This is a genomic window from Nocardia sp. NPDC004068, assembly GCF_042874315.1.
Taxonomy (GTDB): Bacteria; Actinomycetota; Actinomycetes; order Mycobacteriales; family Mycobacteriaceae; genus Nocardia.
Map to the genome: position 1 here is coordinate 656,799 of NZ_JBIAMW010000003.1, position 19,751 is coordinate 676,549.

Sequence of the window (19,751 nt, forward strand, 5' to 3'; positions counted from 1 at the left end):
GGCGACATTGTCGGAAACAATAACGTGTTCTAGTTTGGATCCTGGGTGACCGCTGGGACGGGCGGCGAGTGGACGGAGAGATCGGCGATGGAGACAACCACGCAGGGCGGCGCGACCACGCTGCCGCCGCGGATCACGCAGGCGCTCATCGATCGACTGACCGCGATCGTGGTCGCGGGAACGGGCGGGGAGACGCGCGAACCCTACCCGCTGACCGAGGTCTACACCGGCGACGTGGTCGGCGCGCTGCCGCAGTCCACGCCCGGTGACGTCGCCGAGGCGGCCGCCGAAGCCCGTGCGGCGCAACGGGATTGGGCCGCGCGCCCGCTGCGGGAACGGCTGGCGGTGTTCGCGCGGGCGCACGAGCTGCTGCTGGCCGAGCACGAGACGATCGCCGAACTCATCCAGCTCGGCAACGGCAAGACCCGGCGCATGGCGGTCGAGGAGTCCTGCGACGTCCCGATGGTCATCAGCCACTACCTCAAGGTCGCGAAACGGGTGCTGAAACCCGTGCGGCGCGGCGGTCCGATGCCGTTGATCACCACCTCCACCGAACAGCATCGGCCCAAGGGCGTGGTGGCGGTCATCTCGCCGTGGAACTTCCCCTTCGCCATCTCGTTGTCGGATACGGTTCCCGCGCTCATCGCGGGCAACGGGGTCGTGCTCAAGCCGGACAACAAGACCGCGCTGTGCGTGCTCTACGGGGTCGAGCTGCTGTACCGGGCCGGGCTGCCGCGCGGGCTGTTGCGGGTGGTCTGCGGCGGCGGCCCGGATGTGGGTCCGGCCATCATCGACAACGCCGACTTCGTCATGTTCACCGGATCGACCGCGACCGGGCGGGTCATCGGAGAGTTGGCCGGGCGCAACCTGATCGGGTGCAGCCTCGAGCTCGGCGGCAAGAATCCGCTCATCGTGCTCGACGACGCGAAGCTCGACGACGTCATCCCGGGCGCGCTGTTCGCGGTGTTCGGCAACTCCGGGCAGGCGTGCATGCACATCGAGCGGATCTATGTGGCGGACAAGCTCTATGACGAGTTCCTGCGCCGCTTCGTCGCGGCCGCCGAGGAGTTGGCCGCGAAGGCGGGCGCGAGTTACGACTACGGTCCGGAGTTCGGTTCGCTGGCCTCGGTCGAGCACATGGAGAAGGTGGCCGCGCACGTCGAGGACGCGCGGGCCAAGGGCGCGACGGTGCTCACCGGCGGGGTGCCGATGCCTGATGTGGGTCCGGCGTTCTACGCGCCGACCGTGCTCACCGATGTCACCCCGGACATGCTGCACGCCACCCAGGAGACGTTCGGGCCCGTGGTCACGGTCTACCGCTTCACCGACGAGGAGGACGCGATCCGGCGGGCCAACGCCACCACCTACGGCCTCAACGCCAGCGTGTGGAGCGCGGATCTCGCCCGTGCGCGGCGGGTCGCGGATCGGCTGGAGGCGGGCAATATCAATGTCAACGACGGGTTCGTGACCACCTACTCGGCCAAGGGCACACCCTCGGGCGGGGTGAAGCAGTCCGGCGTGGGCGTACGGCACGGCGACGCCGGACTGCTCAAGTACACCGACATCGTCAATGTCGGCGTGCAGAAGGTGCAGGTCATGGCGGCCCGCGCCAAGCAGCCGTTCGACAAGCAGCTGCGGCAGACGATGGTCACGCTGCGGCTGATGCGCCGACTGCGCGTCCGCTGAGGCGTCAGCGCACGCCGATCGGCTTGCCGAAGAACGACGCGAAGGTCTCCCCGAACGTCGCGGTGAGCAGCTGGAAACCGTTGGGGTCCAAGGCGAGCCAGCCCGCGTCGGTGGTCGTGCACCCGGTCGGCGCGGGCACGCCGTCGAGCCGGTCGCGCAGCCACAGCATCGCCGGGCCCGCGCCGGAGACCTCGCTGGCGATGTGCTCGCCGAAGTGCTCGCGGGTGTAGGCGACCGACGCGCCGTTGCGGCAGTAGGTGTCGACGAGGGTGTTCACCTGGCCGACCGGGATGATCTCGTCGGGGTTGGCGTTCCAGATGTACATCGGCATATCGGGGACGCGGGCGCCCATCCGGGTGCGGTCGAGCACGTCGGCCACGACGGGATCGCGCATCGGATCGCCCGGAACTCGAAGCAGCCCTTTGAGATTCAGGAACGGCAGCAGCATCGAGACGTACTGCACGCACAGCCCGCTCTGCACGGTGGTGACGGCCCGGCCGAGCGGGTCCAGGTTGTCGGCCATGAACCGCGCGAACTCCGGATACTCGTGGGCGAGTCCCATGACCGCGGCCAGGACCAGACCCGAGGTGAGCTGGCCGTTGGCCACATCGAGCACCCGGCCCAGATCGGCGGGAACGCCGCCCTCCGCGACGCCGACCACGTTCAGTTCCGGCGCGTAGGAGCCCTTCAACTCGGCCGCGTGCCCGGTGGCGATCGCGCCGCCGGAATAGCCGTAGAGACCGACGCGGGCGTCCGGGGTGACGCGCATGGGCGCGAAATCCCGTGCGGCGCGGATGCCGTCGAGCACGATGCGCCCGGCCAGCGGACCGGCGGCGTAGGCGTTGTTCGGGCCCTGGTGATCGGGGATCACCACGCCCCAGCCCTGTTGCAGCGCGCCCTGGGCGATGACGAATTCGGCGGGGGCCACGATCTGGCCGAGCAGCGGACCGGCCGAAAGATGTTGGATCGCATACGACGGCGCGCAGTACCCGGCGAGCGAGTCCTCGGCGATCTGCATCGACACCAGTTTGTCCGGGGCGGAACCGCGCGGTTTCAGAACCGTCGCCACGGCCGCGATGGGCGCGTCGTGGCTGTCGGTGGAGCGGTAGGACAGCTGCCAGGCGTCCACATTGACCGGGATCAGGCCCAGATTGGCGACCGTGACCTGCCGGGCGGCGAGGATCTCGCCGGGCGCGGCGGCGGCCACCGTCTCGGCCGGGGGATGGTAGAAGCCCGGATCCAGTTCCGGCGGAAGGGGAATCGCGGCGGCGGGGGCCACCGGCGGATCCTCCGGTGCGGCGGTGGCGACGGCGGTCCACGGCGTGGCCAGGGCCACCGCGGCGGCCAGCACCAGCGCGAGACGATGGGTGCGGCGGGCTCTCGACTCGGTCAACTCGGGCTCCTTCGACTATGTGAGACCACCTCGTCTCACATAGTCGGGAACTATGACACGCGGTGATCCGGATCGCAAGAGCGCCGGCCGGTCGTGGCCCCGTACGGTGGAGGCGTGACGATCGTGGAACGGCAGTACGGTGGACGCGCCGTCACCGAGCGCAAGGCCGAGCGGCGGGACCGGTTCCTGCGCGCGGCGACGCGGATCTTCGCCGAGCGCGGCTACGCGAACTGTTCGCTCGCGGACGTGTGCGCGGCGGCCGGGCTGTCGAAGCGACAGTTCTACGAGGAGTTCTCCACCCGCGAGGACGTGCTCATCGCCGCCTACGACCGCATTCAGGACGAGGCGGCCGCGGCGGTGACCCGGGCGATGGCCGAGGTCGGCGCGGACGTCGATCCGCGCACGGCGATCACGGTGATGTTCGGGGCCTATCTGGAATCCATTGCGGCCGAACCACATCGGGCCAAACTCGCGTTCCTCGAGGTGGTCGGGGTGAGCGAGCGGATGGAACGGCACCGCCGCGAGCGCCGCCACATGTGGGCCCAGGTGATCGAACGCGTGGTGATGCCGCTCGCCGCATCGACGGGCCGTCTACGCGGCGGCCCCGGCATGGCCACCAGCGCCCTCATCGGCGCGGTCAACGGCGTCGCCCACGAATGGCTGCTCACCGATCCTCGCCCGCCGGTCACGGAACTGACCGATCTCCTGGTTCCGGTGGCGCTGGCCCTGATCGAGAGCTAGGCGGTCGGGCGCTCCCGGGCGCGGTCGTGAGCGGGGGGACCAACGAATTGGGGTCCGGCGTGTTCGGCGGCGCCGGGCTAGGCTTCGGAAGATGAACCGCGGCAGGCGAATTCGCCGGAGATTTCCGATCGCGGCGCCCGTGCCGGTGCTGTGGGCGGCGTTCGGTATCGGGGTTCACGCGGTCGATCATCTAATTGTGCCGTTGGTCCCGCCGTCCGGGTGGAATGTGGGTACGGTCTATCACCTGGTCAGCGCGCCGGTGTACGCGGCGATGATCCTGCCGGTGCTGGCCGGTCGGCGGTGGGCCCGGGTGGTGATGACGGTGTTGCTGGGTGGTCAGTTCGCCGGGCGGTTCGTAGTGTGGGTGTTGTTTCCCGAGACCGGGGCGCGGCTGGCGCTGCTGGCCGGGTGGGCGGTGTCCATCGCCGTGCTGGTGTTGCTGTGGGCGCCCGGCTCGGCGCGGCGGTATTTCTCCCGACGCCCGACCGAAAGACCGTGAGGGCGTTGAGGTTTCGGGCCGACAAAGAGTAAGGTCCCTGACCGGCGATGCCGGTCAGGGACCCTGTCGTGTCTCCACACACGAGTCGGGGTGACAGGATTTGAACCTGCGACCTCCTCGTCCCGAACGAGGCGCGCTACCAAGCTGCGCCACACCCCGTGGTCGAGCCTGTCGTAGCTTACAGCAGGGGCGGGGTCGACGTTAAATCGGCTGGTCATCGGACCGGGAGCGGGCGGATGCTGGCGAGGATCCGCTTGGCCGTCTCCTTGTCCACGGATTTGGCCACGCCCTGGTCGGCGGCGATGGTCATGACGAAATTGCTGTTCTCGCCGGGGAAGGCGAAGGTGAAGACCGAGAACGCCTTGGCGCAGCCGGGGGCGGGGGTGGCGCCGCCGCCGGTGGTCTCGACGAAGGCGCCGTGCAGCTGGCCGTCCAGCGATGTGAGTGGTTCGGCCGCATTGGAATTGGCGCCGGTGGCGGCGGGCCAGCCGACCTTGATCATGCGCATGCCGACCTCCTTGGCCGCGGCCGCCGGATCGGACTGGCCGGACAGGGTGAGGAAGGCGCTGGTGCGCACCGAGCGGGGACAGTAGTTCTCGCCGTCGGTGGTGCGGCCCGCGATCTCCACGGTGTCGGGTGGATTGCCGAGCGTGGTGGTGGCGAGGGGGTCGATCTTCCAGTCCGCGGGCACGTCGTAGACCGCGCCGCGATCGGGGATCAGAACGGTCTGGTAGCCCGGGATCACCGGTTCGGCGGCCACGGCCGCGGCGGCCGCCGCGGTGGTCGTGGGCCGGGTGGTCGACGGGCGTGTCGTACTCGGCGCGGCGGCGCGTCCGGTGGTCAACGCGCTCACCATGGACGGGGACGGTGCCGCGTCGGTCGCGGGGGCGTCGGTGTGGTGCCGGGTGGAGACCAGGGCGACGGCCCCGGCGACAGCCGCCACGACCACCACCGCGGCCCCGGCGAGCAGCCAGCCCTTGCGACCGCGCCCGGTCGGGGGTTCGTCCGAACCGCCCGCCGCGGGGACGCCGACCATGGTCTCGGGATATCGCGAATCCCCTTGTGCGGCAGCGGAAGTGCGGCGAGGCTTTGCGGAACCGCCCGCCGGGTTCGCGCTGACCGTCGTCTCCGGGTAGCGCGAATCCGGCCGTCCCGCGGCGGGAGTGCGGCGGGGTGGTTCGGCACCGGTCGTCGGGTTCGCGCTGACGGTTGTTTCCGGGTACCGCGAATTCGCCTGTGCCGGGTTCGCGCCGACCGTTGTGTCCGGGTACTGCGAATCCCGCCGTGCCGCAGGGGGAGTGCGGCGGGTCGGCTCGGAGCCGGTCGCCGGGTTCGCGCTGACGTTGGTCTCCGGATAGCGCGGGTTCCCCTGCGCCGCAGGGGAAATCCGGCGGGTCGTTTCCGAGGCGGATGGCTCCGGGTATCGCGGGTCGGTTGGCCCGGCGGGTGGGGTCCGGCGGGCCGGGTCTTGCGGTGGCCCGGCCGGAAACCGTTGTGCGGGAGGCGGATTCTGGGGGCGGCGCGGTGGCGCGGCGGCATCCTGGGCGGGCGGGACCTCGGTGATCGGGCGGGTGGGGTCCTCCGGTGGGGTGGCCGAGCGGCCGGTGGCTCCGGCCAGCGACTGGAGGGCGCGGGTGGCGGCGTCGTGGTCGAGGCCGGGGCGTGATTCGCGCGGCGGCGCCGGGGCGGGGCGGTTACCGCCGCGCGGCATCACCTCGGTGTGGTCGGCCGGTTCGCGGGCGGCCCAGTCCTGCCAGTTCGGGCGGGGGAGGGGTGGTTCGGGCTGGGCGAACATCTCGGTCTTGGCCGTGTCCGCCGGCGATTGCACGCGGCGGATGGCTCTGGTCACCGCGGCGTCCTCGTCCTCGGGCCGCTTGTCGAACCCACTGCTCACCCTCGTCCCCTACCTGACGTTCCGGCTCGGCGCGCAAGACTAGCGCGCGACGGCCTCCGATGCCGAGACTCCGTGCCCGGTATCGGCCGCCGGGCGGCGCGGGGGCGCGGCCACGAGCGTGAGCAAGGTGGCCTCCGGACGGCAACAGAACCGGTAGGGGGCCCACGGGGAGGTGCCCAGCCCGGCGGAGACGTGCAGCAGGGTGTGCGAACCCCAGCGTGAGGGGCCCTTGACGCGGGAGCGGTCGATGCCGCAATTGGTGACCAGCGCGCCGTAGCCCGGCAGGCACAGCTGGCCGCCGTGGGTGTGCCCGGCGAGCACCAGGTCGTAGCCGTCGGTCGCGAACCGGTCCAGCACCCGGGGCTCGGGGGAGTGGGTGAGCCCGATGCTCAAGTCCGCCAACGGATTCGGCGCGCCCGCGACGGTCTCGTAGCGGTCGCGGCGCAGGTGCGGATCGTCCACGCCCGCGGTCGCGATCTTGATTCCGGCGACCTCGAGGTCGCGGCGCACGTGGGTCAGATCCAGCCAGCCGCGTTCGGTGAAGGCGGCGCGCAGATCCTGCCAGGGCAGCGGGGCGCCGTGGACGCGCTTGTGGTTCTTCTTGAAATACTTCAGCGGGTTCTTCGGCACCGGGGCGAAGTAGTCGTTGCTGCCGAAGACGAACAGCCCGGGGCGCGCGAGCAAGCCGGACAGGGCCTGCACGACGGCCGGGACCGCGCGCGGGTGGGCCAGGTTGTCGCCGGTGTTGACGACCAGATCCGGTTCCAGCCGTTCCAGTTCCCGGACCCATGCCTGTTTCAGCTTCTGGCCCGGGGTCATGTGCAGATCGCTCAGATGCAGCACCCGCAGGCTCGACGAGCCCGGATGCAGCACCGGCAGGGTGGCCTCGCGCAGGACGAAGGCGTTGCGTTCGATGAGCGAGGCGTAGCCGATTCCTGCTGCTGCCGCCCCGGCGGCGCCCAGCGCGGCTCGTCGGAGTACGGAAGACGAGAGTTCGGGCATTCGCTCAGAATAGGCGACGGCCGCCGACCGCGCCGAGTGCTGTTCCGCACAGGCACATCCGCGACCGGATACCGTGAGGCCATGACGGAACTCAAAGCCACGCTGCGCGCCGATCTCACCGCCGCCATGAAGAGCAAGGACGCGTTGCGCACCGGCACGTTGCGCATGCTGCTGGCCGCCGTCCAGACCGCCGAGGTCGCCGGTTCGCAGGCCCGGGAACTCTCCGACGCCGAGGTGATCGCGGTCCTCGCCAAGGAGGCCAAGAAGCGCAACGAGGCGGCGGTGGTCTACGAGCAGGCGGGCCGCGGCGAACTCGCCGCCAACGAGCGCGCCGAGGAGGAGATCATCGCCGAATACCTCCCCACCCCGCTCACCGAGGCGGAGATCGCCGACATAGCCGACACCGCCATCGCCGAGGTCGCCGAACAACTCGGCGAACGCCCCGGCATGAAACAAATGGGCCAGGTCATGAAAACCGCCACCCGCCTCGCCGCCGGCCGAGCCGACGGCTCCCGCCTCTCCGCCGCCGTCAAATCCCGCCTCTGACCCCAGCCATACGAACCCAGCCGCACCCCTTATCCGAATCCGCACCCCTTACAGGGCCCTACAACGGGTGCGGATCCGAATAAAGGGTGCGGCTGTGTTCGTAGACCTGGGGGTGGTCCTTCCGCTCGTGGTCCCTCCTCTGAGGGCCGGTCCCTCTACGCTGGTGGCTTTCCCCTGAGGGACTGTCCCTCTCGGTTCCTGGTCATTTCCCTGAGGGACAACCCCTCTCGGTTCCTGGTCTTTTCCCTGAGGGACGACCCGTCTCTGTTCCTGGTCTTTCGGCCCCCAGGGCCGAAAGACCAGGATTACCAACTGTTATCGAGGAACCGGGATGGGGATCGGGATCGGGGGGAGCCTCGGGGGAGGCGGGAGGCCCGGCAGGCCCGGGGGAAGCGGGGCGGGGCCCGGTGGGGGTGCTTCGCGTTGGGTGCCGTCGCTGACGTTGACCGTGATGACCGAGCCGGGGATGGCCGAGCCGTTCGGGGTGGTGTTGATGACCGTGCCCTTGGCGGGGGAGCCGGGGACGGTGACCATCGTGACCTGGAAGCCCGCGCCGATCAGGGCCGAGCGGGCCTCGGCCTCGGACATGCCGGTGACGTCGGGGATCTGGGAGTTGTTGGCGCCGCGGACGTACTTGTCGTCCAGCGGGGGGAAGGCGGGCGGGGGGAAGTGGTCGAGGACCGGTTTGATGCCCTGGAACCAGCTGCGCGCGGGTTCGTTACCGCCGTAGAGGTTTCCGTCGCCGCAGCTGCGGAGCGGGAACGAGCAGATCTCGCCGGGGGTGGGCGAGTCGCCGTAGATGTAGGCCGCGCCCGCGAGCGAGTTGCTGAAGCCCAGGAACGCCGAGGAGCGGTGCGATTCGGTGGTACCGGTCTTGGCCGACAGCGGCGCGTTCCAGCCCGCGGCGCGCGCCGAACCGGCCGCGGTACCGCTGACCGCGTCCTGTCCCAGCGCGTTCGCGAGCGTGTTGGCCAGGCCGGGCTCGACGACCTGCTCGCACGCCTGCTGGGTGAGCGGGACCTGATGGCCCTCGCGGTCGACGACCTCCTTGATCGGATTCGGCGGGCACCACTTGCCGCCCGAGGCCAGCGTCGCGGCCACGTTCGACAACTCCAGCGGGTTGATCGCGAACGGGCCGAGGGTGAACGAACCCAGATTCTGCTGCTTGACCATGTCGGCGAGGCTCTGGTTGCCGTGCCCGGAGGTCCCGGCCTGGGCGTAGGAGCGCATGCCCAGCCGAATCGCCATATCGACCGTCGGCGTCACCCCGACGTCCTGGATCAGCTTGACGAACGCGGTGTTCGGCGACTGGGCCAGCGCCTCGGTCACCGACATCGGCGACTTGTAGTTGCCCGCGTTCTTGACGCAGTACGCCTCGGCCGGACAGCCCGGCGTACCGCTGTTGCCCATGCCCTTGGCGACGAGGAAGCCGGGCACGTCCAGTTGGGCGTTGATGCCCAGGCCCTTCTCCATGGCCGCGGCGGTGGTGAAGATCTTGAAGATCGAGCCCGCGCCGTCGCCGACCATCGAATACGGTTGCGGCTGAACGGTTTGGTGCAGGTTCTGATCGAGGCCGTAATCGCGGCTGGACACCATGCCCAGCAGCGGATGCGAATCCTGTCCGGCGCCGATGATGCTCATGACCTCGGCGATGTCCTCGAGATGCGGATTGGTCACCGAGTCGACCGACGCCTTGATCGAATTCTGCACGCCCGGATCGAGAGTCGTGCGGATCAGATAACCCCCCTTATCGATCTGATCCTTGCTGATGCCCGCGTTCTGCAGGTACTGCAACGCGTAGTCGCAGAAGAAACCGCGGTCCGCCGCCGCGATGCAGCCGCGCGGCAGGCCCTTCGGCTCGGGCAGGACGCCCAGCGGGGTGGCCTTGGCGGCGCGGAACTCCTCGGCGCGGCTGGGGATGTTCTGGATCATCGTGTCCAGCACGGTGTTCCGGCGGTCCAGCACGCCCTTCGGGTTGGTGTAGGGGTTCAGCTTGGAGCTGGACTGGACCATGCCCGCCAGCATCGCGGCCTGCGAGACGCTCAGATCCTTGGCGTCCAGACCGAAATACGTCTGCGCGGCGTCCTGCACACCGTAGGACCCGTTACCGAACGGCACCAGGTTCAGATAGCGGGTGAGGATCTCGTCCTTGGTGAGTTCCTTCTCCAGCGTCAGCGCCATCCGGATCTCGCGCAGTTTGCGCGCGGGGGTGGTCTCGATGGCGGCGCGGCGCTCGGCGTCGGTCTTGGCCACGACGAGCAGCTGGAAGTTCTTCACGTACTGCTGGTCGATGGTCGAACCGCCCTGCTGCACCTCGCCGCTGGACTGGTTGCGCAGGAACGCGCGCAGCGTGCCCTGCCAGTCCACGCCGCCGTGCTCGGCGAAGCGCTTGTCCTCGATCGACACGATCGCCAGCTTCATGTCGTTGGAGATCCGGTCGCTGGGCACCTCGAAGCGCCGCTGCTCGTAGAGCCAGGCGAAGGGCGTTCCGGACGCGTCGACCATGGTGGACACCGCGGGAACGGTGCCCTCCACGAGTTCCGCGGAGACGTTGTCGACGGCGTCGGCGGCCCGGTTCGACACGAACCCGAAGCCACCGGCGAGCGGGAACAGCAGCCCGGCGAGCAGCACGGCCGCCAGGACGCACGCACCGGCCAGCCTCGCGAGCGTTTGTGAGATCGGCACGTACCCAAGCCTAAAGGCACGCCCGCCCAACGCGCGGTGGGCCGCCGCCGTTCGGCCCCGTCGCCGCTTCCGGGCAATCGTCCAGTCATCCCCTACGGACCGTTCCGGCGCGTCGCGGCCACTGCTCACGGGCGTGTCGTCCGCTTGATGGGCGACTGTCCGGTTCAGTTCGGGATTTGCAGGGACGGCCGTACCAAAAATTCCAAGGACGGTCTTGCGCAGGCGCCATACCTTTACCTAGATTGAGAACCCAGTGTGATAGAGCTAACACTCAAAGTGGAATGTGGTGCAGGACGCAGCGGGGTTGGGTGGCTGCGCGATGCACGCGATTCTGGAGCGCCGTTGACCCGGTGTTCGGACTGCAAAGGGGCACACCAAATGCACATGACTACCCCCATCGCTCGATTGGACGTGGAGCAGGCCGAAGCGAGAATCGCCTGGGTGTCCCAGGCCCGATGCAAGGAAGTGGATCCCGACCAGTTGTTCGTGCGCGGCGCGGCGCAGCGCAAGGCGGCCACGATCTGCCGGCACTGCCCGGTGCTGATGGAGTGCGGGGCCGACGCCCTCGACAACCGGGTGGAGTTCGGCGTGTGGGGTGGCATGACCGAGCGGCAGCGGCGTGCGCTGCTGAAACAGCATCCCGAGGTGACGTCCTGGGCGGACTTCTTCCGCGCCCAGCGCCAGCAGAAGGTTGCGATGTAGCCGATCGCAGCCCAGCGATGGTCCGAGCCCGCGATTGCGGGCTCGGGCCGTTTTCAGGGCCGACGCGGGCCGACCAGTTGGTCGCCGACCGCGCGCAGCGCCTCGAGGTCGGAGACCTCGAACGGCAGCGCGGTCACCGCCACGAGCGGCACCCGGGGGTGGGCGCCGGTGAACCGGTGCAGCAGATGCTGTTCGCGCTTGGCGGTGCGCGCCCGCTGGGCGTGGATGCGCAGGACGTCGGCGGTCAGCTCGGCCGCTGAATCCTCGGCACCCTCGGCACCGTCGGCGGCGAGCCGATCGGCCGCGGCGAGGGCGTGCTCGGGGGAGAGCGCGCACAGCACCGGATGGGTGCGGTTGAGCACCAGCCCGGCCAGCGGCATGCCGTCGGAGGACAGCCGGTCCACGAAGAACGACGCCTCCCGCAGCGCGTCCGGCTCCGCCGCGGCGACCACGAGGAAATGCGTGCCCGGCCGCGAGAGCATGGCGTAGGTGCGCTCGGCCCGGTCCTGGAAGCCGCCGAACATCGATTCCAGCGATTGCAGGAACAGCGAGGCGTCCTTGAGCATCTGCCCGCCCACGACCGTCGAGACCCCGCGCACGGCGAGGCTCATCGCCCCCGTCACGAACCGGCCCACGCCCCGGCCGGGCGCCATGATCACGCGAATCATCCGGCCGTTGAGGAAGTTTCCGAGCCGCTTGGGCGCGTCGAGGAAGTCCAGCGCGTTGCGCGAGGGCGGGGTGTCGACGACGATCAGATCCCATTCCCGCCGCCCGGCCAGCTGCCCGAGCTTCTCCATCGCCATGTACTCCTGCGTTCCGCCGAAGGAGGAGGCGACCGTCTGATAGAAGGGGTTCGAGAAGATCTGCTCGGCCTTCTCCGGGCTGGTGTGCTCGAGCACCATCTCGTCGAAGGTGCGCCGCATGTTCAGCATCATGGCGTGCAGTTCGCCCTTGGCGTCCGGACCCAGCTGGACCCGCTGCGGCTTGTTGCCGAGATCGCTCACCCCCAGCGACTGCGCGAGCCGCCGGGCCGGATCGATGGTCAGCACCACGACCTTGCGACCCTGTTCGGCCGCGCGCAGCGCGAGCGCCGCGGCGGTGGTGGTCTTGCCGACGCCGCCGGATCCGCAGCAGACCACGACCCGCGCGGCGGGATCGGCGAGGATACGCGAGATGTCCAGCGGCGCAAGGGGTGCGGGCGGTAGCGAACTCGTCATCAGCGGACCCCCTGCGCGCTCAGCTGTTCGGCCAGCTCGTACAGCCCGCCCAGATCCATGCCGTCGGCCAGCGTGGGCAGATACAGGCGGCTGACGTCGACCTTGGCCAGCTCGGCCGAACTGTCGTCCTGCGCCCGCAGCGTGGCCGAATGCTCCACGGCCTCCTGCACCAGGCCACGGAAGTCCTTGTCCGACAACGAGATTCCGGCCTTGTCCAGTCCGGCGCGCAGGGCGTCGGTGTCCAGCTCACCGGAGGCCACGCGGGCGCGCGAGCCGGCGGGCAGATAGCCCTGTGCGGCCCGGTTGACGATCAGCGTGCCGATCCGGAAATCGGCCTCGGTCAGTTCCGCGATGGCGTCCGCGGTCTCCTGCACCGGCAGCGCCTCGAGCAGGGTGACCAGGTGGACGACGGTCTGATCGGAATGCAGCAGCCGGGACACCCCGTCGGCCTGCGAGGCGATCGGGCCGCCCTTGGCGACCTCGGCCATGGCCTTGGTGACGTCGAGGAAGCTCGCGATCCGGCCGGTCGGCGGCGCGTCCACCACGACCTCGTCGTAGACGGGGGAGCCCGATTTGTCGACGCGCACCGCGCATTCCTTGATCTTGCCGGTGAGGATCACATCGCGCAGGCCCGGGGCGATCGTGGTGACGAACTCGATCGCGCCCATCCGCCGCATGGCCCGGCCCGCGAAGCCGAGGTTGTAGAACATGTCGAGGTATTCCAGGAAGGCGTGCTCGATGTCGAGCGCGAGCGCCACCACCTCGCCGCCGCCGTCGGCGGTCGCGATCTTGGTCTCGGTGGGCGGCAGCGGCGGCAGATCGAACAGCTGGGCGATCGACTGCCTGCCCTCCACCTCCACCAGCAGCACGCGCCGCCCCCCGGCCGCGAGTGCGAGCGCCAGGGCGGCCGACACCGTGGACTTCCCGGTGCCGCCCTTGCCGGACACGTAGTGCAGGCGGGCCCGGTCCGCGCGTTCCGGCCACCCTCGTTTCAGCCCGGGTTCCTCCGAAACGGGCACTGCTGTCGGTACTCCCACGATCGCGAGCCTATAACCCGTTATGAAAGCGTGGCTATGGACTGGCCGCACGGGCGCCCCACTACGCTTCTGGCTCATGAGTGATCGGACCCAGTGGGAATACGCGACCGTGCCGTTGCTGACACATGCGACCAAGCAGATTCTGGATCAGTGGGGTGAGGACGGCTGGGAGCTGGTGACCGTGCTGCCCGGCCCGACCGGTGAGCAGCACGTCGCCTACCTGAAGCGGAACAAGCGCTGATGGCCGCGTCGTGGCGGGAGAATCTGGAACGGCTGGGCCTGGAACTGCCGCCGGTGGCCGCCCCGGCGGGCGCGTACATCCCCGCGCTGCGCTCGGGCGCGCTGGTCTACACCTCCGGGCAGCTGCCCTTCGTCGGCGGTGAGTTGACGGCGACCGGCAAGGTCGGGGCCGAGGTCTCGCTCGACCAGGGCCGCGAGGCCGCCAAGTACTGCGCGCTCAACGCGCTGGCCGCCGTCGGGTCCGTCGTCGATCTCGACGAGGTCGTGCGGATCGTCAAGGTGGTCGGATTCGTGGCCTCCGCACCCGGTTTCAACGATCAGCCGCTGGTGATCAACGGCGCGTCCGAACTGCTCGGCGAGGTCTTCGGCGCGGCCGGGGTGCACGCGCGCTCGGCCGTCGGGGTGTTCGAGTTGCCGAGGAACACCCCCGTCGAGGTGGAGCTCATCGCCGAAGTGCGGTAAGCAGGGCTGACGGAAGTTCGTTGCGGCACTGTGCGTTAGGAGCGTCATGAGCCTCACCCATCCCGCGTACGGGCAGGTCCGCCCGGTCACTCCGACCGCCTCGGTGCTGCTGGCGAACAATCCGAATCAGATGACCCTGCAGGGCACCAACACCTGGCTGCTGCGCGCCCCGGATCGGTCCGACTATGTCGTGATCGATCCGGGCCCGAAGGACAAGGCGCACGTCGAGGCCATCGCGCGGGCCACCGACGGCCGGATCTCGCTGACCCTGATCACCCATCACCACCACGATCACACCGGCGGCATCGACCGGCTGGTGAAACTGACCGGGGCCCAGGTCCGTTCGCACGATCCGAAATTCCTGCACGGCTCGGCGGAGACCCTGACCGACGGTGAGGTGGTCGAGGCCGCCGGGCTGCGGATCCGGGTGCTGGCCACCCCGGGCCACACCACCGACTCGCTCAGTTTCGTCCTCGACGACGCGGTGCTCACCGGTGACACGGTGCTGGGCAGCGGCACGACGGTGCTGGAATCGCGCGACGGCGCGCTCGGCGACTATCTGTCGTCGCTGGACCGGCTTTCCGAGGTGGCGTCCGGCCGGGCGCTGCTCCCGGCCCACGGTCCCGATCATCCCGAGGCGAAACCGGTGATCGACTACTACATCCGGCACCGGCAGGAGCGGCTCGATCAGGTCCGCGAGGCGCTGCGCGAACTCGGGCCGAACGCGCGCCCGCTGCAGATCGTCGCCAAGGTCTACGCCGATGTCGACAAGAAGCTCTGGCCCGCCGCGCGCAGTTCGGTCAAGGCGCAGCTGGCCTATCTGCGCGGCCGGGACCGATCCTGACGCCGGGCGCGATCGCCCGGCGTCACTCCCCGTTGGAGGCCGCGTCGGAATCGGGTCGGAATCGTTTCGGACTCAGCGGGCCCGGCGGGCCAACCGCTCCGAATCGGTGATCAGCACGCTCTTCCCCTCGAGCCGCAGCCAGCCGCGATGCGCGAAATCCGCCAGGGCCTTGTTGACCGTCTCGCGCGAGGCGCCCACGAGCTGGGCGATCTCCTCCTGGGTGAGGTCGTGGGTGACCCGCAGCGCGCCCGCCTCCTGCGTGCCGAACCGCTGTGCCAGCTGCAACAGCGCCTTGGCCACGCGGCCGGGCACGTCGGTGAAGATCAGATCGGCGAGGTTGTTGTTGGTGCGGCGCAGGCGGCGGGCGAGCACGCGGAGCAATTGCTCAGCGATCTCCGGCCGCTGATCGATCCACGACTTGAGCGCCTCGCGGTTCATGGTGACGGCGCGGACCTCGGTCACGGTGGTGGCGGTGGAGGTGCGCGGGCCCGGGTCGAAGATCGACAGCTCGCCGAACATATCCGACGGGCCCATGATCGTCAGCAGATTCTCCCGGCCGTCGGGTGAGCGCCGACCGATCTTCACCTTGCCCGATGTGATGATGTACAGCCGATCGCCGGGCTCGCCCTCGTTGAAGATGACGTGGCCGCGCGGAAAGTCCACGGGCTCGAGCTGTTTGGCGAGAGCCGCCACCGCGGTGGGCTCGACGCCTTGGAAGATGCCTGCTCTGGCGAGGGCCTCGTCCACGAATGTGCTCCTTATCGGAATTGAGTCTGTCGAAGACCGACGCGATTCGGCCGACAGTGCAGTCTACTTGGCACACGAGCAGCGTAGTGACAGACACCACGCACCGCGCGGTTTGTGGAACGCGCGCGGTGCCGAATCGGTTCCCGAGGGCGGAGCGGATCAGCTGGCGGCGGCCACATCCAGTTCGTCACCGCTGGAGCGACGGCGGCGATTGCGGGCGGCGTGCGCGGGGACCCCGATCTTGGCCAACTCGTCGACCTCGGGGTTGGTGGCCTGGTCCAGATACTGCTGGACCTCTTCCTCCGGTTCGAGCAGCTTGCGTAGCCGATTTTCCACCCGTTCCATGAACAGCGCGAACAGCATCAGCACCACCGGGAAGAGCACCACAGCGAGTCCTTGCATACGGGTGAGTAAACACGGAGAAGGTCTCAGAAGGAACACGGGCCTCGGTCAACGGCTGCGCCCGCGTCGGGGTGGTTCCGTATGGTGGACGCGTGCGTGAAACCGGATCCGCCGCCGCGAACGGGCACGAATCGCCCGCCGACCTCGAAGCCACCGACGGCACCGCCGCGCCCGCCCGGCGTCGGCGCGCGACCCCTGCCCCGAAGAACAAATTCGCGGGGGAGACGCGGCTCGGACGCGTGCGCCGGGCCCGGCGCATGTATCGCGCACTGACCGAGGCGTTTCCGAACGCGCACTGCGAACTCGATTTCACCACCCCGCTCGAATTGGCCGTGGCGACAATCCTTTCCGCGCAGTGCACCGACGTCCGGGTGAACATGACCACCCCCGCGTTGTTCGCCCGCTATCGCGACGCCCGCGCCTACGCCGAGGCCGACCGCACCGAACTCGAGGAGTACATCCGCCCGACCGGTTTCTACCGCAACAAGACCACCGCGCTCATCGGTCTGGGCCGGGCGCTGCTGGAACGCCATGACGGGGTGCTGCCGCACACCCTCGAGGAGCTGGTGAAGCTGCCGGGCATCGGCCGCAAGACCGCGAACGTCATCCTGGGCAACGCCTTCGATGTGCCGGGAATCACGGTCGACACCCATTTCGCGCGGCTGGTCCGGCGCTGGCAGTGGACCGCCGAGGAGGATCCGGCCAAGATCGAGCACGCGGTCGGCGAGCTGATCGAGCGCAAGGACTGGACGATGCTCTCGCATCGGGTGATCTTCCACGGCCGCCGGGTGTGCCACGCGCGCAAACCGGCGTGTGGCGCGTGCGTGCTCGCCAAGGACTGCCCCTCCTTCGGCGCCGGTCCCACCGATCCGGCCGCCGCGGCCGCGCTGATCAAGGGTCCGGAGGCCGAGCATCTGCTCGAGCTGGTGGGCCGGTGAAATCGGTTCCCGTCGCCTGGCGGTGGACGCTCGCGGCGCTGATCGCCGTCGTCGCGCTCGCCGTCGCGATCTGGCCGCGCTCGGCGCGCGAAACCGCCCCGGCCGCCACGGCTTCCGAGCGTCCCGCGGCGACCGCGGCCGCGGCGGACCGCGCGGCGGCGGGGCTGGCCGCCTGCCCGCGTCCCGCACCCGGCGCCGTCGCGGCCGGGCCGCTGGCCGGGATCACCCTGGACTGCCTGGCCGACGGCGCTCCGGTCGATCTGGCCGCCGCCCTCGCGGGCCGTCCGGCGCTGCTGAACCTGTGGACCTACTGGTGCCCGCCCTGCGCGGAGGAGCTGCCCGCCCTACAGCGCTACGCCGCCCGACCCGGCGCGGTGCCCGTGCTGACCGTGCACTCCGATCCGGACGAGGCCAAGGCGCTGGCCCGGCTGACCGATCTGGGCGTCCGGCTGCCCGGCGTGCAGGACGCCGCCGCCCGTGTCCGCGTGGCCGCGAAAGCCCCTGCGGTGCAACCTGTTTCGGTGTTGGTGCGGCCCGACGGCTCGATCGCGAAGGTGGTCGTGCGCCCGTTCCGCGACGCCGACGACATCGCCGCGACCGTCGCCGCCGAACTGGGGGTTCCGGCGTGAGCGGGGACGATTCGGTGCCCCGCGATACGCCCCGGGACGCGGGCGACGATGATCGCATCATGAGCAGTGGGAGCACGGGCCGGATGTGCGCGGGCGCACGCCCTCGTCCCCGCGACGGCGCAGGAGGCAGCGTGGACGAGCGCGAAGGCCGCGAGAAGGCCGGTGCCGCACCGAGATTGGTCACCGACAACATCCCGGAGTGGTTACGCGGCGTGGCCGAGCACGAGCTCGCCGACCCGACCGGCACCAATCAGGTGCTGGGCCGCAGGCCGCTGCGCAAACTCGCGGCCGCGGCGCTACGCCCCCGGCAGGCGGCGGTGCTGGTGCTGTTCGCGGGCTCGCCGGAACCGGATCCCGCTGCGCCGGGCGGACTTCCGGCCGACGCGGACGTGCTGCTCACCCAGCGCGCGACCACCCTGCGCCAGCATCGCGGTCAGGTCGCCTTCCCCGGCGGCGGGGTGGAACCCGGCGACGCGGGGCCGATCGACACCGCGCTGCGCGAGGCGTGGGAGGAGACCGGGCTCGACCGCGCCGGGGTGGAGCCGATCGCGGTGCTGCCCGAGATCTTCGTGCCCCCTTCGCGGTTCGACGTGACCCCCGTCGTCGCGTACTGGCGCGAACCGGGGGAGGTGCGGGTGGTCAGCGAGGCCGAGGCCACTCGGGTGGTGCGGGTGCCGATAGCCGATCTGATCGATCCGGCCAATCGGTTCGTGGTGCGTCACCCGCTGGGGTACATGGGCCCGGCGTTCGCGGTGCACGGCATGCTCGTCTGGGGTTTCACGGCCGGTGTGCTCGCCGGTCTGCTGGCGGTTTCGGGATGGGAGCGGGAATGGGATCACCACGACGTGCGTGATCTGCAGGCCTCGCTCGCGGCAGTGGGGATGACGTTATGAGTTCGTCGGCCTGGCTCGACCTCGCGGTCGTGATCATCGCGCTGCTCGCCGCCTCCTCGGGGTGGCGGCAGGGCGCGGTCGCCTCGGCGCTGGCCTTCCTGGGTGTGGTGCTGGGCGCGGTCGCGGGCATCCTGATCGCGCCGCACATCCTGATCCACATCACCGAGGGCCGCAAACGCGTCCTGGTGGGCGTGGTGCTGATCGTCGCGCTGGTGATCATCGGTGAGGTGGCGGGCATGGTGCTCGGCCGCGCGGCCCGCAGCGGCATGCGGCATCCGTTCACCCGCAGCGTGGACAGCGTGGTGGGCGCGGCCCTGCAATGCGTGGCCGTGCTGGTGACGGCGTGGCTGCTCGCGCTGCCGCTGGCGTCGTCCTCGCAGCCGTCGATCGCCGCCGCCGTCAACGGTTCTCGCGTGTTGACCGATGTGAATCAGGTCGCCCCCGACTGGTTGCGGCGGGTGCCAAACGAATTCTCGCGGCTGCTCAACACCTCGGGGCTGCCGGACGTCATCGGCCCGTTCGGCCGCGCGCCGATCGCGGCGGTGGAGCCACCCGACGCCGGGGTGCTGAATTCGCCCGTGGCGCTGAACCTTCAGTACAGCGTGCTGCGGATCCGGGGGGTGGCCCCGAGTTGCCAACGGCAACTGGAGGGTTCGGGCTTCGTCGTGGCGCACGAACGCATCATGACCAACGCGCACGTGGTCGCCGGAACCACGACCGTGCAGGTCGACACCGCTCGCGGCGCGCTCGACGCCACCGTGGTGCTGTTCGACCCGAACAAGGACGTGGCCATCCTGGCGGTCCCGGGCCTCCAGGCCGACCCCATCCCGCTGGCCCCCGACGCCGCCAAATCCAGCGACAGCGCCATCGTGCTCGGCTACCCCGGCGGCGGGAAGTACACCGCCAGCGCGGCGCGCGTGCGCGAGACGCTGGATCTGAGCGGCCCCAACATCTACAAGACCGGCACGGTCACCCGCGAGGTGTACACCGTGCGCGGTCAGGTGCGGGCGGGCAATTCCGGTGGACCGCTGGTGGATACGGCCGGTGAGGTGCTGGGCGTGGTGTTCGGCGCGGCGGTGACCGACGAGGACACCGGATACGTGCTGACCCTGAAGGAGGTCCAGCCCGACCTGAACGCCGCCACGGGTTCGACCGCGGCCGTGCCCACCGGGGAGTGCGTGCTGAGCTGATCCC

The 19,751-nt window shown here is 70.0% G+C and carries 20 protein-coding genes and 1 tRNA gene; 12 read left to right on the forward strand and 9 right to left on the reverse strand.

Annotated features, from left to right (window positions below):
• Positions 1 to 87 precede the first annotated feature (87 nt).
• Positions 88 to 1,686, forward strand: a complete 1,599-nt coding sequence (locus ACFYTQ_RS10625) for a succinic semialdehyde dehydrogenase (RefSeq protein ID WP_387359075.1) — start codon at positions 88 to 90, stop codon at positions 1,684 to 1,686.
• A gap of 4 nt (positions 1,687 to 1,690) precedes the next feature.
• Here the strand turns inward: ACFYTQ_RS10625 and ACFYTQ_RS10630 are convergent, their stop codons facing one another.
• Positions 1,691 to 3,079: a lipase family protein gene (locus tag ACFYTQ_RS10630; protein WP_387359077.1), complete on the reverse strand. Its 1,389-nt coding sequence runs from the start codon at positions 3,077 to 3,079 to the stop codon at positions 1,691 to 1,693.
• Between the two features lie 114 nt (positions 3,080 to 3,193).
• On the opposite strand from ACFYTQ_RS10630, the gene ACFYTQ_RS10635 reads away from it, so the two are divergent.
• On the forward strand, positions 3,194 to 3,820 hold the full coding sequence (locus ACFYTQ_RS10635; protein ID WP_387359079.1) for a TetR/AcrR family transcriptional regulator: 627 nt from the start codon (positions 3,194 to 3,196) through the stop codon (positions 3,818 to 3,820).
• 91 nt (positions 3,821 to 3,911) lie between these two features.
• Positions 3,912 to 4,319, forward strand: a complete 408-nt coding sequence (locus ACFYTQ_RS10640; protein WP_387359081.1) for a hypothetical protein — start codon at positions 3,912 to 3,914, stop codon at positions 4,317 to 4,319.
• A gap of 85 nt (positions 4,320 to 4,404) precedes the next feature.
• Here ACFYTQ_RS10640 and ACFYTQ_RS10645 read toward each other — a convergent pair.
• The 3 genes from ACFYTQ_RS10645 to ACFYTQ_RS10655 form a co-directional block, all read right to left on the reverse strand.
• Positions 4,405 to 4,478, reverse strand: a tRNA-Pro gene (locus ACFYTQ_RS10645).
• A 55-nt stretch (positions 4,479 to 4,533) separates the two neighbouring features.
• Positions 4,534 to 6,213 (reverse strand): hypothetical protein, encoded by a 1,680-nt coding sequence (locus ACFYTQ_RS10650; protein ID WP_387359083.1) that lies wholly within the window; start codon positions 6,211 to 6,213, stop codon positions 4,534 to 4,536.
• Between the two features lie 39 nt (positions 6,214 to 6,252).
• Positions 6,253 to 7,215: a metallophosphoesterase gene (locus tag ACFYTQ_RS10655; RefSeq protein ID WP_387359085.1), complete on the reverse strand. Its 963-nt coding sequence runs from the start codon at positions 7,213 to 7,215 to the stop codon at positions 6,253 to 6,255.
• An 81-nt stretch (positions 7,216 to 7,296) separates the two neighbouring features.
• Between ACFYTQ_RS10655 and ACFYTQ_RS10660 the strand changes: the two genes are divergently transcribed.
• Positions 7,297 to 7,761 carry a GatB/YqeY domain-containing protein gene (locus tag ACFYTQ_RS10660; RefSeq protein ID WP_387359087.1) on the forward strand — a complete coding sequence of 155 codons (465 nt, stop codon included), beginning with the start codon at positions 7,297 to 7,299 and terminating at the stop codon, positions 7,759 to 7,761.
• Positions 7,762 to 8,076: 315 nt separating this feature from the next.
• Here ACFYTQ_RS10660 and ACFYTQ_RS10665 read toward each other — a convergent pair whose 3' ends face one another.
• On the reverse strand, positions 8,077 to 10,446 hold the full coding sequence (locus ACFYTQ_RS10665; protein ID WP_387359089.1) for a penicillin-binding protein: 2,370 nt from the start codon (positions 10,444 to 10,446) through the stop codon (positions 8,077 to 8,079).
• Positions 10,447 to 10,824: 378 nt separating this feature from the next.
• On the opposite strand from ACFYTQ_RS10665, the gene ACFYTQ_RS10670 reads away from it, so the two are divergent.
• Positions 10,825 to 11,148, forward strand: a complete 324-nt coding sequence (locus ACFYTQ_RS10670; RefSeq protein WP_030516437.1) for a WhiB family transcriptional regulator — start codon at positions 10,825 to 10,827, stop codon at positions 11,146 to 11,148.
• 53 nt (positions 11,149 to 11,201) lie between these two features.
• Here the strand turns inward: ACFYTQ_RS10670 and ACFYTQ_RS10675 are convergent, their stop codons facing one another.
• Positions 11,202 to 12,365 (reverse strand): ArsA family ATPase, encoded by a 1,164-nt coding sequence (locus tag ACFYTQ_RS10675; protein WP_387359091.1) that lies wholly within the window; start codon positions 12,363 to 12,365, stop codon positions 11,202 to 11,204.
• Positions 12,365 to 13,384 (reverse strand): ArsA family ATPase, encoded by a 1,020-nt coding sequence (locus ACFYTQ_RS10680; protein WP_387359224.1) that lies wholly within the window; start codon positions 13,382 to 13,384, stop codon positions 12,365 to 12,367. The genes ACFYTQ_RS10675 and ACFYTQ_RS10680 overlap by 1 nt, the downstream gene beginning before the upstream one ends.
• A gap of 94 nt (positions 13,385 to 13,478) precedes the next feature.
• Between ACFYTQ_RS10680 and ACFYTQ_RS10685 the strand changes: the two genes are divergently transcribed.
• From ACFYTQ_RS10685 to ACFYTQ_RS10695, 3 genes are read left to right on the forward strand one after another with little or no spacing between them, the layout of a single operon-like run.
• Positions 13,479 to 13,643: a hypothetical protein gene (locus tag ACFYTQ_RS10685; RefSeq protein WP_387359093.1), complete on the forward strand. Its 165-nt coding sequence runs from the start codon at positions 13,479 to 13,481 to the stop codon at positions 13,641 to 13,643.
• Complete coding sequence (locus tag ACFYTQ_RS10690; RefSeq protein WP_387359095.1) at positions 13,643 to 14,104, forward strand: RidA family protein; 462 nt, start codon at positions 13,643 to 13,645, stop codon at positions 14,102 to 14,104. The genes ACFYTQ_RS10685 and ACFYTQ_RS10690 overlap by 1 nt, the downstream gene beginning before the upstream one ends.
• 46 nt (positions 14,105 to 14,150) lie before the next feature.
• On the forward strand, positions 14,151 to 14,948 hold the full coding sequence (locus ACFYTQ_RS10695; protein ID WP_387359097.1) for an MBL fold metallo-hydrolase: 798 nt from the start codon (positions 14,151 to 14,153) through the stop codon (positions 14,946 to 14,948).
• A 72-nt stretch (positions 14,949 to 15,020) separates the two neighbouring features.
• Here the strand turns inward: ACFYTQ_RS10695 and ACFYTQ_RS10700 are convergent, their stop codons facing one another.
• Both ACFYTQ_RS10700 and ACFYTQ_RS10705 read right to left on the reverse strand, forming a co-directional pair.
• Complete coding sequence (locus tag ACFYTQ_RS10700) at positions 15,021 to 15,695, reverse strand: Crp/Fnr family transcriptional regulator (RefSeq protein WP_387359099.1); 675 nt, start codon at positions 15,693 to 15,695, stop codon at positions 15,021 to 15,023.
• 159 nt (positions 15,696 to 15,854) lie between these two features.
• Positions 15,855 to 16,097, reverse strand: coding sequence for a hypothetical protein (locus ACFYTQ_RS10705; RefSeq protein ID WP_387359101.1), 243 nt, complete (start codon positions 16,095 to 16,097; stop codon positions 15,855 to 15,857).
• Positions 16,098 to 16,354: 257 nt separating this feature from the next.
• Here ACFYTQ_RS10705 and nth point away from each other — a divergent pair, with 257 nt between their 5' ends.
• From nth to ACFYTQ_RS10725, 4 genes are all read left to right on the forward strand, one after another.
• A complete protein-coding gene (gene nth, locus ACFYTQ_RS10710) occupies positions 16,355 to 17,035 on the forward strand; it encodes an endonuclease III (RefSeq protein ID WP_387359226.1) in 681 nt (226 codons plus the stop codon).
• On the forward strand, positions 17,032 to 17,664 hold the full coding sequence (locus tag ACFYTQ_RS10715) for a TlpA family protein disulfide reductase (RefSeq protein WP_387359103.1): 633 nt from the start codon (positions 17,032 to 17,034) through the stop codon (positions 17,662 to 17,664). The genes nth and ACFYTQ_RS10715 overlap by 4 nt, the downstream gene beginning before the upstream one ends.
• 176 nt (positions 17,665 to 17,840) lie before the next feature.
• A complete protein-coding gene (locus tag ACFYTQ_RS10720) occupies positions 17,841 to 18,557 on the forward strand; it encodes an NUDIX hydrolase (RefSeq protein ID WP_387359228.1) in 717 nt (238 codons plus the stop codon).
• A complete protein-coding gene (locus ACFYTQ_RS10725; protein ID WP_387359105.1) occupies positions 18,554 to 19,747 on the forward strand; it encodes a MarP family serine protease in 1,194 nt (397 codons plus the stop codon). Before ACFYTQ_RS10720 ends, ACFYTQ_RS10725 begins: the two co-directional genes overlap by 4 nt.
• The last annotated feature ends 4 nt before the right edge of the window (positions 19,748 to 19,751 follow it).